Below are 15,434 nucleotides of genomic sequence, written 5' to 3'. Positions count from 1 at the left end.
ATTGACGATTTGAGGTCAGGAGGCCGGGGCGTCCGGGTCGTGCACCGGGACGCCCGCCAGGCGCAGCACCCGCAGCGCGTTGGTGGTGTCCACCACCCCCTGCCGCAGCCGGTAGTCGAACACCATCTTCCCGTCCTCCAGGTGGTCGCGGAAGTGCACGTTGACCACGTGCGCGTCCTTCTCCTCCGCCAGCACCGTCATGGACAGGTCGTGCGTCGTCACCGCGCCGCAGGTGCCGGCGGCGAGCAGCAGCCGCAGCACCTCGCGCGAGGCAATCTGGCGCTCGCGGGTGTTGGTGCCCAACAGGATTTCGTCCAGCAGGAACAAGGCTTGGCCGTGCGCGGCCTGGGCCGCGTCCAGCACCATCTTCAGCCGCTGCACCTCCGCGTAGAAGTACGACACGCCGCGCTCCAGCGAGTCCTTCACGCGCATGCTGGTGAGCACCTGCAGCGGTGACAGGCGCAGCGTGGCCGCGCACACCGGCGCGCCGGCCAGGGCCAGCACCACGTTGGCGCCCAGCGCGCGCATCAGCGTCGTCTTGCCGCTCATGTTGGAGCCGGTGATGATCAGCGCGTGCCGGGGGCCGGGCAGCGACACGTCGTTGGCCACCGGCGCGTCCAGGAGCGGGTGCCCCAGCGCGGTGGCCTCCACGCGCGGGCCCTGCGACTCCAGCTCCGGCCACGTGAAGGCGGGCCGGTCGTGGGCGAGTCCGCCCAGGCAGCAGAGGGCCTCCAGCTCCGCCAGGCCCTCGAACCACTGGCGCACGTCGCGGCCGTGCGCGGCGCGCCAGTTCTCCAGCGCGAAGAGGGCGTGGATGTCCCAGAGCGTGAGCCAGTGCACCACGGCGTGGAACTGGTGCCGCTTGAACTCGATGAGCGAGTACAGCCGGCTGAAGCGCTGGAAGAGGGCCGACACGGGCGGGCCCTTGCCCGGGTTCAAGCCGGACTGGAGCTCTTTCAGGCGGGGGTGCTGGAAGGACTGCTTCTCCGCGCGCTCGAAGAGGGCCGCGTAGCGCACGAAGCCGCGCTCGCCGCGCTCCACGGCCTCGTCCATCCGCTTGAGCGTGGCGCGCGTGGCCACCGCGATGCCCAACTGCGCGAACAGTCCAATCCACACGAGGCTGTCTGGAATCACCCCCACCGTGCCCAGGATGAACAGGGTGAGCGTCATCAGGGGCAGCGCCACCGCCAGGGGCCGCGACCAGCGGATGGCGTCCAGCGACGGGCCGGACTCCGCCCACTGGATGAACAGCTCCGGGTCCGCCTTCTCCTTCGCCACCACGCGGGCGTCCACGCAGAGCTCCTGGCGGAAGTCCACCAGCGGGGCCAGCTCCCGGGCAGCGCCCTGCCGGGTCACCACCGTGTCGGCGGATGCGGGAGCAGCCAGCCACGCAGCCAGCCGCTCCTCGCCCGCGCGGGTCGCCGTCTCGTTGATGAGCTGGAAGAGGCTGCCCTGGCCAAAGACATCCAGGTCCGTGGCGTACAGGTGGGTGGCGGACAGGAACCGCTCCCCGGTGTCCGTGAAGGCGTGCCAGCCGCCCTCCAGCCGCGCCAGCCCCCGATCGTTGAGGAGCACGAAGAGCCGGGCCCGCTGCTCCTTGAGGAACACCTGGTGGTGCAGCACCGCCAGCAGGCCGTAGACGGCGAGGGCGCCCGCCGCCGCCCACCACCAGGGCTTGGGCAGCCGGCCCAGGAGCGTGAGCACCGCGATGCCCGCGGCCACCACGAAGGCCACGGTGCGCAGGTTGGCGTACCTCGCGCTGATGCGGTCCAACACCGTCAGGTCCGCCTGGGCGGCGGCGCGACGGTCGGTGTACGTGCGGTGGGGACTCGGGGACTCGGTAGGGGCGGGCACGATGGCCGCGCATGCTGAGCGGCCCCCCGCCCCAGGGCAAGCGCACAACGCATCCCCCGCGTTTCCGGTGCGGACCGACAACATTCCTTCCCGTTGGAATCGCGTGGCGTCGAACGGGGATGGGCGGTGCTCCTGGGAGGCGGCGCCGTCCCGCGTCGGTCATGGAGGGGGCGTCACGCGTCGCATTCCAGATGAGATGGATTGGTCGCGGGTGGGCGGGGCAATTGACTCGCTTGGGGGAGCCGGGTCAAAACCTCCGTCTATGTCTCTATCTAGCCATGGCGCGCCCCTCCGACTCATGAGCGTCCTGCTCGTGTCTGTGTCTCTCCTGTTGTCCGCCTGTGGAAAGGATGAGCCGTCCAACCCGGACGGTGGACCGTCGCCAGGCCAGCAGGATGCCTCCACCGCGGACAGCGGCACGGATTCGGGGACCGACCCGGGCACCGACGCAGGGACGGATGCGGGCACCGACGCGGGGACGGAAGCCGACGCGGGGACGGATGCGGGCACCGACGCGGGGACGGAAGCCGACGCCGGAACCGCGCGTTGTGGTGATGGGCTCAAGCAGGCAACGGAGGCGTGCGACGACCGCAATACGGTCGGCGGCGACGGTTGTTCCGCGACCTGTGCTGCGATTGAGCCCGGGTGGACATGCGAGCAGGAAGGTCAGCCGTGCGTCCGGATTCCGGTGTGCGGCAATGGCGAAGAGGAAGCCACCGAGTCCTGCGATGACGGCAACACGGCGGCTGGCGATGGTTGCTCCGCCGGTTGCGCCGTGGAGCCCGGGTGGGAGTGCCCGGCGCCCGGTCGCTCCTGCGGCGCCGCGCGATGTGGTGACGCCATCCTCGCTGGCGATGAACAGTGCGAGGATGGCAACGGTGCCAGCAACGATGGCTGCGACGCCTCGTGCCGCCTGGAGCCGGGGTACAAGTGCCCCGTCGTCGGCGAGCCCTGCGTCGCGACCCTGTGTGGCGACAAGAAGGCTGAAGGCACCGAGCAGTGCGACGACGGCAACAACGACCTTGGCGACGGCTGCACGCCCCTGTGTACGCGCGAGCCTGAGTGCTCCAACGGCATCTGTGAGGACGTCTGTGGCGACGGCCTCTTGCTGAACGGCGGCACGACCGCGCAGTGCGACGACGGCAACACGCGCGCCCACGACGGCTGCTCACCGACCTGCCAGTTCGAGCCGGGGTTCGCCTGCGTCATCGTCGAGTCGCCCCCGCCGAACCAGCTGTCCCTGCCCATCGTCTACCGCGACTTCCGGGGGGATGACCTGCCAGCCTCCAGGGGCCTGCCGCGGGGCCACATCGACTTCGAGAACAAGACCGGCTCGGAGACGGGCATCGTGGCCACCACGCTGGGTGCCCAGGGCAAGCCCGTCTACGCGAAGGAAGGCGTGAGCTCCATCACCACGCATGGTCGGGCGGCCTTCGACCAGTGGTATCGGGACGTGCCGGGCGTGAACAAGGCCGTCGTCGGGGTCCTGGGGCTCGCGCGTGGGTCGGGTTTCTCGTACAAGTTCGAGGCCCCGACCTTCTTCCCGCTGGACGACGCGGGCTGGGTGGCCTCCGGGGATGAGCCCCTCCGTGCGGATTCCGGCTCCCCCAGCGTGCCCCGCAACTTCAGCTTCACCAGCGAGACGCGCCACTGGTTTGAATACCGTGGCAACGAGGTGCTCACCTTCACCGGCGATGACGATGTCTGGGTGTTCATCAACGGCCGCCTCGTGCTGGACCTGGGCGGAGTCCATGGCGCTACCTCGGGCACCGTCAACGTGGCGGATCGAGCCAGCGTGCTCGGCCTTGTGCTCGGTCGCATCTACGAGGTCGTGGTGTTCCAGGCCGAGCGACACACCACCGGCTCCTCCTACAGGCTGACGCTCGACGGCTTCTTGTTTCCCTCACGCCATACCGAATGCGCGCCCCTCTGCGGCAATCATGTCGTGGACGAGGGCGAGCAGTGCGATGACGGCAACACCCAGGGGCAGGACGGGTGCAGCGCCACCTGCACGCTTGAAGCTGACTGAGGCGTGAGCATGCCGCGCCGGAGCATCCAGGCTCCGGCGCGGTGCCTCCTGGGGTGGCACAGGGCCGCTCCGTGGCTCGTGTGGACCTGGGTAGCTTGTCCGGGATGTTCAAGAATACCGGGTTATTGCTGATAAGGTGTTTCGTTGTCTCACGCGTCCTCCCGGCGCGTGGGGAGGGACGGAACCCATGGCAATGACTGGCTGGAGACGCGGTGCGTGGATGGCGCTGCTCTTGTGGTCGCAGGCGGCCTTCGCTGGCACCGCGACTGTCTATTACTACACGCCCTACAAGGCCTGGAGCACGGCGTATCTCCACCACGACGCGGGGGGCGCTTGGACGACGGTGCCAGGGGCATCCATGTCCGCGGCCTGTACCGGCTGGGTGACGGCCACCGTCACCACCGGCACGGCGAGCACCTTCCAGGCGGTCTTCAACGACGGGCAGAACCGCTGGGACAACGCGGCCACCTCCACCGGCAACTACAGCGTGCCTACGTCCGGCACGCACCAGGTGAAGAACGGCCAGCTGCTGGCGAGCGCCGGCAATCCCTGCACCTCCACGGGCACGAACAGCGCGGAGGTCTTCTATTACACGCGCACGCGAGGCTGGAGCGCGGTCAACCTCCACTACGCGCCCACGGGCGGCACATGGACGACCCCGCCCGGCGTCGCCATGAACGAGACGGCCTGCACGGACTGGGTGAAGAAGACCGTGTCCCTGGGGGCCGCCACCGGGATGAAGGCGGACTTCAACAATGGCAGCACCTGGGACAACAACAACGGCGCGGACTACACCCTGGGCACGGGGCGCATCACGGTGAAGGACGGGGTCGTCACCGCCAATGCCGCCTCCCCGTGTGTGGCGTTGCCTCCGGACACGACGGCACCCTCCGTGCCTTCGGGCGTCACGGCGACCGCCTCTGGCACGACCATCACCGTCACCTGGAATGCGTCCACCGACGACCGGGGCGTCACCGGCTACACGCTCACCCGCACCAGCGCGGGGAATGTCACGACGGTCTTCCCCAGCGGCACGAGCTACACCGACAGCGGGCTGACGGCCCAGACGACGTACAGCTACGCCGTGAGGGCCTTCGATGCGGCAAGCAACACGTCCGCGTGGAGCAGCGCGGCCTCCGCGACGACAGGCTCCACGCCTCCGCCGCCACCGGCGGGTACGCCCCTGGGCGGCGACATCCGCGAGGACTCCATCTACTTCGTGATGACGGCGCGCTTCTACGACGGCGACGCCAGCAACAACCGTGGCGGCAGCATGCACACGAAGTCCGGCAACGCGGCGAACAACGACCCGATGTTCCGGGGTGACTTCAAGGGGCTCATCCAGAAGCTCGACTACATCAAGGCGCTGGGCTTCTCCGCCATCTGGATCACCCCCGTGGTGCTCAACCGCTCCGACTATGACTACCACGGCTATCACGGCTGGGATTTCTACCGCGTGGATCCGCGCCTGGAGTCCAGCGGCGCCTCCTACCAGGACCTCATCAACGCGGCCCACACCAAGGGCCTGAAGATCATCCAGGACGTCGTCTACAACCACTCCAGCCGCTGGGGCGCCAAGGGCCTGTTCTCCGCGAAGGTGTATGGCGTCCGCGACACCCAGTGGAGCTGGTACTACGACGCGCCCGCGTCTGGCTTCGTCTACGACGGCCTCACGGTGGAGCCCACGTCGGGCAAGTCCTATTACAACGGCGATCTGTGGTCGACGTCGGAGCCCGCGGGCAACACGTGCCGCAACTGGGGTGTCCCCACGTCCTCCACGAGCCAGGAGGGCTACCGCATCTACAACTGCCAGTGGCCCAACCCCACCTCCGGCATGTTCCCCGCTAGCCTCTTCCACCAGTGCTGGATTGGAAACTGGGAAGGAGAGGACTCGCGCAGTTGCTGGATCCACGAGGACCTGGCGGACTTCAACACGGAGAACGCCACCGTCCAGGCGTTCCTCATCGACGTGCACAACCGCTTCATCGACCGGGGCGTGGACGGCTTCCGCGTGGACACGGCGGTGCACATCCCCCGCGTGACGTGGAACCGGCGCTTCCTGCCCGCCGCGCACGCCTACGCGGAGTCGAAGTTCGGCGCCAAGGGCCGCGACTTCTTCATGTTCGGTGAGGTGGGCTCGTTCGTGAACGACAAGTGGAACCGGGGCTCGCCCAACCACTCCGCGCAGTTCTTCACCTGGAAGGAGCGCCGCACGTACAGCAGTGACGACGTGGCGGCGGCGCTGGAGCAGTACAACTACGAGCAGACGCAGGGCACGGCCAACCAGCCCACGTCCACCAACGCCTTCCTCCAGGGCAATGCGTGGCACGCGCCGGACTCCAGCCAGTTCTCCGGCATGAGCGTCATCGACATGCGCATGCACATGAACTTCGGGGAGGCGAGCAACGCCTTCTGGAACGGCAAGGACTCCGACGACAGCTACAACGACGCCACCTACAACGTCGTGTATGTCGATTCGCACGACTACGGTCCCAACAAGTCGTCCACGCGCTACGCCGGGGGCACCGACGCCTGGGCGGAGAACATGAGCCTGATGTGGACCTTCCGGGGCATCCCCACGCTGTATTACGGGTCGGAGATTGAATTCCAGGCGGGCAAGCCCATCGACTGCGGACCTACGTGCGCGCTGGCCACCACCGGCCGCGCCTACTACGGCGCGAACCTGGAGGGCAGCGTCACCGCGAGCGACTTCGGCGTGGTGGGCAGCGCTTCTGGCGCGGTGGCCACGACGCTGAGCAAGCCCCTGGTGAAGCACGTGCAGCGGCTCAATCAGCTCCGCCGCCGCATCCCCGCGCTCCAGAAGGGTCAGTACTCCACCGATGGCATCTCCGGGAGCATGGCCTTCAAGCGCCGCTTCACCGACGCGGCCAAGGGGGTGGACAGCTTCGTGCTGGTGACGGTGTCCGGCGGGGCCACGTTCAGCGGCATTCCCAATGGCACGTACAAGGACGCCATCACCGGCGATGTGCGCACGGTGACGGGCGGCTCGCTGACCGCGACGGTGTCCGGCAAGGGCAACCTGCGCGTGTACGTGCTGGACCTGCCGGGTAACGCCGCGCCCGGCAAGATTGGCGTGGATGGGCCCTACCTGAAGCCCTGACGCACGCGGTTGTCCGGGGACGCATGGGTTGACAGCCCCTGCGTCCCTGGACGTTCAATGGGGTCCATCGCATGCCTTCCATTCCTCCCCTCCGGAAGCAGGGGGCGCCCGCGGCGGTCCCCGACACGACACCCGAGCGCGTCCTCGATGTCTGGACGGCCCTCGAGGTGCTTTCCCCTCCTGCGTTCCAACGCCCCGAGGAGCTGGCGTTCGGGGATGCGGGGACCCTTGTGTCGCTCGGGTCGGAGCGGCTTCCCTGGGACAGTCAGGGGGCGGTGCGTTCGCGCTCGGGCTATCAGGTCGTCCTGGGCACGGTGACGCTGGAGGCCGCGGCGGCACAGCTCCTGGCGCGTCATGCGGATGCGCGCATCGACGGTCTGCCCGTCCGGGGCGAGGCCCCCCTGGCGGTGGTCTTCCTGGATGAAACAGGCCGTCCGAGGGACGGAGGCTTCGCGGCCGTGTCGAGCCATGCCTGGGGGTTGCCCCTGGCCCTGCGCGGCGAGTGGGCGACGCTGGCTTCGTGGAGCACGGTGGATCCGACGCTGGCGGAAGAACTCGGTGCCCGGCTGAGACGGACGGGAGCCGGGGGCGAACCTCTGCCCGTCGATGGGCAATCCCTGACAGAGGCGTTTGACTGGCTGGTGCGGACGCTGGGGTTTCCACCGGAGCTGGTGAGGGCTCCGGCGTTCGCGCTCCGGAGTTCCGAGCCCCTGCCCCTCAACAGTCCCTTCCTCGCGGACCTCATCCAGGCGCGGATACGGCTGGGAGGGCAGGTGGCTTCGCAACAATTGCTCATCTACCTGCGGGGCCTCCAGTCCGAACACCAGACGGGCCTCGTCCGGAACGACCACCGCAGCCTGTATTACCTGCGGGACCTTCCTCCGGACTCCCGGACGAAGCACCTCCTGGACTCCGATGTCTTCGATGGCGTCCTCGCTCCAGGGCGGACGCCTCCGGCACGCTGGCCGGAAGACGGCCGTGAGCCGCTCGTGCTCATGGAGCAGGCGGCGGTGAACATCGCCACCCTCGCTGGGGACCTGGGAGGGGTGACCGGAGTCAATGCCCTCCCGGGGACGGGAGGAACCGCCGTGCTCCAGGATGTGGTGGCCGCGCTCCTCTGCTCCCGCGCGGAGGCCATGGCTTGTTTCGACGACCCCGCGTCCGCCTTCACCGCCACGGGTGCGCGGCTGGGTTCGGCTTCCGAGGGGCCGGAGCTTTGGACCCTGGATGGCAGCCTGCGCGGCTTCGAGATGCTGTGGGTTTCCCCCAACCCCGCGACGGACTTCGGTGCCGCGCTGCCGGTCTTGAAGGCCGTGGCCTCGAACCTGGGCGCGTCGGCGCCTGACGAGGGCTCGCGGAACGACTCACCCTGGAGGCTGGCTGCCGCTGCCCTGGGAGACACGACGCCTCTTGTCACGCTCGAAGCTCCGCCCCCCAGTCCCGAGGAGGCACGGCAGCAATGGCAGACAGCCCGCGCCGCCTTCCTCCAGGCGCTTCGGGAGAGCCGTGACCTCCTCCAGGACCGGGAGGAGGTCCGGAAACGCTTTCACGCCGCGGAGAAGCTGGACCACGACGTTGCTTTTCAGGAGAGCAATACCCGCCGCGCGGAGTCCGAGTTCAACGACGCGGAGGCCGCGCGGGAGCAGGCTCGCACCCGTGCGTCGGTGGCGCGTGAGGCCCTGGCCGTCGCGGAGGAGAAGCTCGCGGAGCATGACGCCGCCAGGCCTTCGGCGATGCAGCGCATGCTTCAGCCCCAACGGCTGCGTGACTGGGAGGCCGCGCTCGCCCGGTTGGAACAGGCCCACCAGAAGGCGTCCCGGGATGTGTTGGGCGCGCAGCCGCACCTCACGGCGAGCGAGAACACGCTGGCGGCGGCTTCCAGCAACCGCGATGAGGCCGTGCGAGGGCTCGCGACCTTGCGCGTCCGGCTCGCGCAAGCACAGGAGCAGGTCCGTGCGGATCGCCAGCGGCTGGGCCGCCGGTTCGTGGACGAGGCCTTCTTCGAGCAGGGCCACGACGCGGTCCAGCAAGCCACGCCCTGGCTGGACCCCACGGAGCAGGGCCCCCGGGACGCGGTGTTCGTCGCCGCCGTGGCGCTCCATCAGGCGTTCAACGCCGTCGTGGCCAAACCCCTCCGGGACAGCCTGCGTGCGCTCCGATTCGCATTGAGAGAGGGATTGCCCGCGGAGCACGCGGCCCTGCTGCCCCAGCTCTGGTCCTCGCTGTTCCTCGTCGCACCCGTGGTGTCGACGACGTTCGCGTCGGTGGGCCGGCTGTTCCGGGGCCTGCCGCCGGAGTCGCTGGGTTGGCTTCTGGTGGAGGACGCGGGACAGGCGGCTCCCCAGGAGGCGGTGGGCGCCCTGCTGCGGACACGCCGTGCGGTGGTGGTGGGGGATTCGCAGCAGCTCCGCCCCGTCGTTCCACTGCCTGACGCCCTGACCTCGGCTGTCTGTGCGGCTCGGGAAATCGATCCCCAGCGCTTCAATGCTCCCGAGGCCTCGGTGCAGACGCTCGCGAACGCGGCGTCTCGGTATGTCCTCGGCAATGGGAGACCCGCGGGAAGCCGGACGTTCGGCATCCCCCTGTGGGTCCACAGGCGGTGCGCGGAGCCGATGTTCAGCGTCTCGAACACGCTCGCGTACAGCGGCCTGATGGTTCACGCGAAGGCCCCCGCGTCTTCACGCATCCGGGAGGTGCTGGGGCCGTCGGCGTGGCTCGATGTGCCCGAGGACTCGGAAGACGAACGCGTCCTGGAGTTGTTGCGCCGCCTGGCCGAGGCCCGGGTCGAACCGGATGTCCTCATCGTCACGCCCTTCGAAGCCGTGGCGGAGCACCTGCGGCGTCTCGTGCTCCAGAGCGGGCTTCTGCGCGGATGGGTGGAGGACCCCGAGGCCTGGGTCCGGTCGCGGGTGGGCGTCGTCCAGGCACTCCCGACGCGCGACGCCGAAGCCGTGGTGTTCGTGCTGGGCGCTTCCTCCGAGGCACAGCGGAAGGAGAGGGATTGGGCCGCACGCCAGTTGGACCTGCTCAACGCCACGGTGACACGCGCACGGGAGCAGCTCTACGTCATCGGCGACCGGAAGCGCTGGAGCGAAGCGGGAGTCTTCCGGGTGTTGGACGAAGCGTTTCAGGGGCGCGTGCATTGACTTTCCGTGTGTCGCCGGGATTTGAATGCGCGCGTGAGGGGGGGACAGGCCGGGCCTTTCCTTCACGGACAGGGTCACCCCATGTCGTTGCCCAAGGTCATGCTGTGCGGGGGGCTGCTCACGGGCCTCCTCGCTGCGCCACCCGCTGAAGCCCGCTTCGGCAAGCGCTCCGATTCCTCGGAGGACTCGAAGCCCGTCCACCAGGCCTCCGCCATCGACGACGACGGCAAGAAGGCCGCGAAGTCGGATGAGGAGAACGAGAACCGGGCCATGGCGGCCCCGAAGACGGTGTCCTCGTCGGACGACTGTTGCAGCTCCAGCGCGTCGAACGACGTCGCGGCGGTCATCGTCGGCGCCGTCTTCGAACTGGTGCTCCGGGGCCTGGGTGAGGTCATCGTCACCACCGGCACCCACCGCGCCTTCCAGCCTGACGACCCGGCGGCGCCGCCCCCGTTGCCGGGCTCGGGGCGGCACGCGGCGCCGTTCTCCTTCCGCACGGGCGTGCTGGTGGCGCCGCTCCAGGGCGGTCCGGGCATGGACTTCTCCCTGGGGTGGGACGTCCACCGCTTTGGCGCGGACCTGCGCGTCACCCGGCTGGACCTGGCGCGGGCCGGCACGGATTCGCGCAGCGAGCGCACCCTGGGGGAACTCCACGTCACCTATTCGCCCGTCGTGCACGAGTCCTTGCGCGTGCGCGCCGAGCTGGGCGTCTCCACCGCGGACGCGCCCCAGGGCCTCTACGTGGGGCCCAGCCTGGGCATGTCCCTGGAGGCGTGTGTCCTGGGGCCGCTGGACGTGGAGGCGCGCATGCAGGTGACGCCGTTTCCCTACCGGCAGGTGGACGTGCGCTCCGGCCTGGCGCTGCACCTGGGCGGCTTCATGCTGCGCGGGGGCGTCCGCGGCCTCTACCTGGATCCGTCCGTGAGCGTCGGCATGCGTGACAGGCTCTTCGGTCCGGAGTTCGGCGTGGGCTTCGTGTTCTAGGTTTGAAAACACCACGGGCCCGGCCGCGAGGGTGAGTCGCGGTCAGGCCCGTTGGACGTCATGGCCCCGGTGAAGGGGCGCGCGGCCTACTTCTCCTTGGAGGCCAGCTTGCGCAGGGCCTTCTGGTCACGCACGCAGAGGATGCGGCCGACGTTGCCGAGCACGCCCTCGCGCTTCATCTCGTTGATCAGCGTGGACACGAAGGAGCGCGAGGCGCCCACCAGGTCCGCCAGGTCCTGCTGGGTGATGCCGCGCAGGTCCGTCTCGCCGCCGTGCGGGCAGCGCTCGCCGTGGGCTTCCACCAGCGTCAGGAGGGTGTCCGCCAGACGGGCCGGCACTTCCTTGAAGGTCAGGCCGAGCACGCGCTTGCGCAGCGAGCGAACGCGGTCCGCGTAGGCGCGCACCACGTCCACCGCCAGGGCCGGACGGGCCTCCAACTGGGCGCGGAAGTCACGGCCCTCGATGCTCCACACCTCGGCCTCGCCCGCGGCCACGGCCATCTCCTCGATGGGCGTCCCCTCGGGGCGGAACAGCTCGCCGAACAGGTCGCCCGGGCGCAGGATGGACACCACGGAGCGGGTGCTGTTCTTGCCAATGCGCATCAGGCGCACGCGGCCGGACTTCAGCAGGTACACGCGGTCCGACGTGTCGCCGGGGCGGTAGATGGTCGAGTTGTGCGGGAAGGACTCGACCTTGAAGTACCCCTTGAAGTCGATGGCCTCCTGGCCGGGCACCAGCTTGTTCGCCGTCACCATCATCCCGGAGCTGGTCGCCTGCAGGGGCGCCACGACGTTGGAACCGATAGGGCCGAGGGGGCGATTGAAACCGTGCATGGGATTCTCCTGGGAAGCGAAGGAAGCGGAAGGTTGGCTGGCTTGTCTGCGGCGAGCTGACCTTGCTCTTTCCAAGAGCCGTGCCATGGGCACTTCAAGTATTCCCAGGGGAACAGTTCCAGGAATGGCGGGTACTTAGCGCTACGGCAAAGTTCCAGCCCCCCCACTGTGTCCGAAACCTGAAACAAAACGTTCAAACAGTCTGATCAATTTGAACGAAACGTTAAAGGGGGCCCGGGGACTGTCGGGCCAGGGACAGTGTCAGGAAGCATCCTTCACCGGGTAAGGGTGCACCTGTGGACCCTGTCCCTGTGCAAGACCGAACTTTTGAAGCTTTCGTTCAAGGGTCGGACGGCTGATTCCCAGAATCTGACACGTCCGTCCCTTGTGGCCCTTGGTGACGGCCATGGCCCGGGCGATGAGCTGCCGTTCGGCCTCTTCCAGGGTGGGGATGAGGCTCACATCGTCCACGGCGGGGGCGGCGAACATGCCTCCCGCGGTGCCGGGGGCGCGGGGAGCGTCGGGGCCCGGCAGGGCTTCCAGGGCGGGCAGGTCATCGCCGCGCAGCACGTCGCCGGGGGCGAGCACCACGGCGCGGGTGAGGACGTTCTCCAATTCGCGCACGTTGCCGCGCCAGGGCAGGAGCGTGAGGCGCTCCATCACCTCCTGGGGCACGCGGGTGACGCGCTTGTGCACCTTCTCGTTGATGCGCTCCAGCATGTGCGTCACGAGCAGCGGGATGTCCTCGCGGCGCTCGCGCAGGGGCGGGATGAAGAGGGTGATGACCTTGAGGCGCTGGTAGAGGTCCTCGCGGAAGCGGCCCTGGGCCACCTCGTCGGAGAGGGTGCGATGGGTGGCGGCGATGACGCGCGCGCGCAGCTTCACGCGCTTGACGCCACCCACGCGCTCGAACTCGCGCTCCTGCAGGACGCGCAGCAGCTTCGCCTGGAGCATCAGCGACATGTCGCCAATCTCATCCAGGAAGACGGTGCCGTCCTCGGCCAGCTCGAACTTGCCGGGCTTGGTGGAGACGGCGCCGGTGAAGGCGCCCTTCTCGTGGCCGAACAGCTCGCTCTCCAGCAGCGTGTCCACGATGGCGGAGCAGTTGATGCCGATGAAGGGCCGCGCCTCGTCGTAGGAGTAGTTGTGGATGACGCGGGCGATGAGCTCCTTGCCCGTGCCGCTCTCTCCGGTGATGAGGACGGTGGCGGCGCTGCCGGTGACCTTGCCAATCTCCTTCACCAGCTGCTGCATGGACACGCTGGTGCCCACGATGTCGCCCAGGCGGACGACGGCGTTGTCGCGGTGGACCTCATCCGCGCGGCGCGACAGCTGGCGGTACTCCAGCGCGCGCTCCACGACGAGGTCCAGGGCGGCCGGGTCGGGGAAGGGCTTGTGGATGTAGTCGAACGCACCGGCCTTCATGGCCCGGATGGTCGTCTCCATGTCGTGGTACGCGGTGACGAGGATGATGCGCGCGTCGCCGCACAGGCCCTTCATCTCCTCGATGATCTCCAGGCCCGTGCGGTCCGGGAGCATCATGTCCAGGATGACCACGCTGGGCATGTTCTCCTGGGCCGCCTTGAGGCCCGCGGCGGCGCTCGTGGCGGTGAACACCTGGTAGCGCGGCTGCCCGTCCTGCTCGATGTCCTCGAAGTGCATCGTGAGGGTTTCGAGCAGCGACACGTCGTCGTCGACGATGAGGAGGGTCTCCATGGGGCTCTCAGGCAGCGAACGTCAGCGTGAACACCATCCCCGGTTCTGCGCTTCCCTCGGCCGCCACCTCTCCACCCACGCCCGTCATCACCCGCCGCAGGGCGGCCAGGGACAGGCCCGCTCCCCGCGCCAGCCGGGAGCCGAACGGGTCGAACAGCGTGCCCTTCTCCTCGGGGGGCAGGGCGGCCGCCGGGTCATCCAGGATGAGGCTCACCTGGCCCGGGGCGGCCTGACGCAGCGTCACCTGGACGCGGCCCTCCTCGGGCAGGCCCATGGCCACGTTGAGCAGGACCTGGGCGAGCACGGGCCTCAACCGGTTGGGATCCACCCGCACGCGGGGCAGGTCCGCCTCTTCCCTCACGTCCACCTCGATGCGGCGCTCGGCCAGTTCAGGGGCCACCATGGCGGTCGCCTCCTGGACGACCGAGCGCAGCGGGTGGGAGTCCAGGTTCGCGGCGCCCTCCCGGCCGTACTCGGAGAGCAGCCAGAGCATGCGCTCCATGGTGCGGATCTCCCGGTTGGCGATGGTGAGCCGCCGCTTGTCCCGGTCCGACAGGCCGGTGTTCCGGGCGAGCGTCTGCACCGCCATCTTCACCGACGACAGCGGGTTGCGGATCTCATGGCTGAGCGAGGATGACAGCCGGGAGATCTGCACCGGAGGTGCGCCCTCCAGCACGGCGCCCAGGTCGAGCAGGCCACAGGAGGCCTCCTCGCCGTCCATCCCCAGCACGAGGCGCAGGTAGGTCGCGGGCGGGCCGCCGGGGGACGTGGAGACGAACTCCACGGCGCGGCGGTCCTCGCGGGCGCGCGCGTCCAGTTCGCGGGCGCGCTCCTGCGTGACGCCAAGGACCGAGTGCAGTGAGCTGCCGACCAGCGTGGAGGCCGGGCGACGCAGCACCGTGGCGCAGTCACCCTCCGCGCGGGTCACCCGGAGATTGGGAGACCAGGCGAGCTGTGCGGCTTGCAGGAGTTGGGCATTCATTGGTGGGCCTGAAACATACCGGTTAACGTCGCGCGCTGTCCCTATGACCCACACACCACGTCCTCCGAAGAACCTTGTGGCCGCGCTCCTGTTCCTGTCCGGGGCGACCGCGCTCGTCTACGAACTGGTGTGGTCCAAGTACCTGGGAAACGTCCTGGGCAACAGTGGTCAGGCGCATGCCGTGGTGCTGGCCACGTTCATGGGGGGACTGGCGCTGGGGGCATTTGTCTTCGGGCGGACAGCGGACCGGGTGAAGAACCCGCTGGCGCTGTACGGCCTGCTGGAGCTGGGCGTGGGTCTGTACGCCCTGGCGTTCCCGTACGTGCTGGGCGCGCTGGAGCACGTGTGGCTGTCGGTGGCGCCCCATGTCCCGGAGCACCTGCGGGTGGGGCCTCGGCTGATGGTGTCCGCGCTGTCGCTGGTGGTGCCCACGCTGCTCATGGGCGGCACGCTGCCGGCGCTGGTGCGTCACTTCGCCGCGAGCCTCGCGGGGGTGCGCAAGGAGCTGGCGCGGCTGTATGCCATCAACAGCCTGGGCGCGGCGGTGGGCGTCTACGTCGCGGGCACGCGGCTGGTGCCGCTCATCGGCCTGTCCGCGTCCGCGACGCTGGCAGCCGGGCTCAACGTGTTCCTCGCGCTGGCGGCGCTGTCGCTCAAGCCCCGGGCACTGGTGCTGGTGGACGGCGTCTTCGAGGCGCAGCCGTCGGTGTGGCACCACGAGCTGCTCGCGGCGATGGAGGCGGGCGTCGCGGTGTTCGGAGGCGGCAGC

The 15,434-nt window shown here is 69.1% G+C and carries 9 protein-coding genes; 5 read left to right on the top strand and 4 right to left on the bottom strand.

The genetic code is table 11. The annotated features are described in order from the left end of the window. Positions 1–15 precede the first annotated feature (15 nt). Entirely contained in the window at positions 16–1,938 is a 1,923-nt protein-coding gene (locus D7X74_RS16820; protein ID WP_120533989.1) for a DNA mismatch repair protein MutS, read from the bottom strand. Between the two features lie 214 nt (positions 1,939–2,152). Here D7X74_RS16820 and D7X74_RS16815 point away from each other — a divergent pair, with 214 nt between their 5' ends. The 4 genes from D7X74_RS16815 to D7X74_RS16800 all read left to right on the top strand — a co-directional run bounded on the left by D7X74_RS16815 (position 2,153) and on the right by D7X74_RS16800 (position 11,134). Next, entirely contained in the window at positions 2,153–3,883 is a 1,731-nt protein-coding gene (locus D7X74_RS16815; RefSeq protein ID WP_120533988.1) for a DUF4215 domain-containing protein, read from the top strand. 220 nt (positions 3,884–4,103) lie between these two features. Then, positions 4,104–7,004: a carbohydrate binding domain-containing protein gene (locus D7X74_RS16810; RefSeq protein WP_233602131.1), complete on the top strand. Its 2,901-nt coding sequence runs from the start codon at positions 4,104–4,106 to the stop codon at positions 7,002–7,004. A gap of 71 nt (positions 7,005–7,075) precedes the next feature. Further along, the gene (locus D7X74_RS16805) at positions 7,076–10,150 is read left to right on the top strand and encodes a DEAD/DEAH box helicase (protein ID WP_120533986.1); all 3,075 of its coding nucleotides are present in this window, start codon (positions 7,076–7,078) and stop codon (positions 10,148–10,150) included. An 81-nt stretch (positions 10,151–10,231) separates the two neighbouring features. Next, entirely contained in the window at positions 10,232–11,134 is a 903-nt protein-coding gene (locus D7X74_RS16800) for a hypothetical protein (RefSeq protein WP_120533985.1), read from the top strand. A gap of 86 nt (positions 11,135–11,220) precedes the next feature. Here D7X74_RS16800 and mrpC read toward each other — a convergent pair whose 3' ends face one another. From mrpC to D7X74_RS16785, 3 genes are all read right to left on the bottom strand, one after another. Next, positions 11,221–11,967 (bottom strand): Crp/Fnr family transcriptional regulator MrpC, encoded by a 747-nt coding sequence (gene mrpC / locus D7X74_RS16795; RefSeq protein ID WP_014395195.1) that lies wholly within the window; start codon positions 11,965–11,967, stop codon positions 11,221–11,223. Between the two features lie 261 nt (positions 11,968–12,228). After that, the gene (locus D7X74_RS16790; protein ID WP_120533984.1) at positions 12,229–13,683 is read right to left on the bottom strand and encodes a sigma-54 dependent transcriptional regulator; all 1,455 of its coding nucleotides are present in this window, start codon (positions 13,681–13,683) and stop codon (positions 12,229–12,231) included. Between the two features lie 7 nt (positions 13,684–13,690). Then, entirely contained in the window at positions 13,691–14,665 is a 975-nt protein-coding gene (locus tag D7X74_RS16785; RefSeq protein WP_120533983.1) for a sensor histidine kinase KdpD, read from the bottom strand. Between the two features lie 76 nt (positions 14,666–14,741). Here D7X74_RS16785 and D7X74_RS16780 point away from each other — a divergent pair. After that, positions 14,742–15,434 (top strand): TfuA-like protein (locus tag D7X74_RS16780; protein WP_255424425.1); only part of this gene is annotated, 693 nt, incomplete at its 3' end.

The sequence above is a fragment of the Corallococcus sp. CA047B genome, from assembly GCF_003612065.1.
In the GTDB taxonomy this organism is placed as follows: domain Bacteria; phylum Myxococcota; class Myxococcia; order Myxococcales; family Myxococcaceae; genus Corallococcus; species Corallococcus praedator.
The sequence above is the reverse complement of the archived record's forward strand: the minus strand, read 5'-3'. Positions and strand labels throughout refer to the sequence as shown.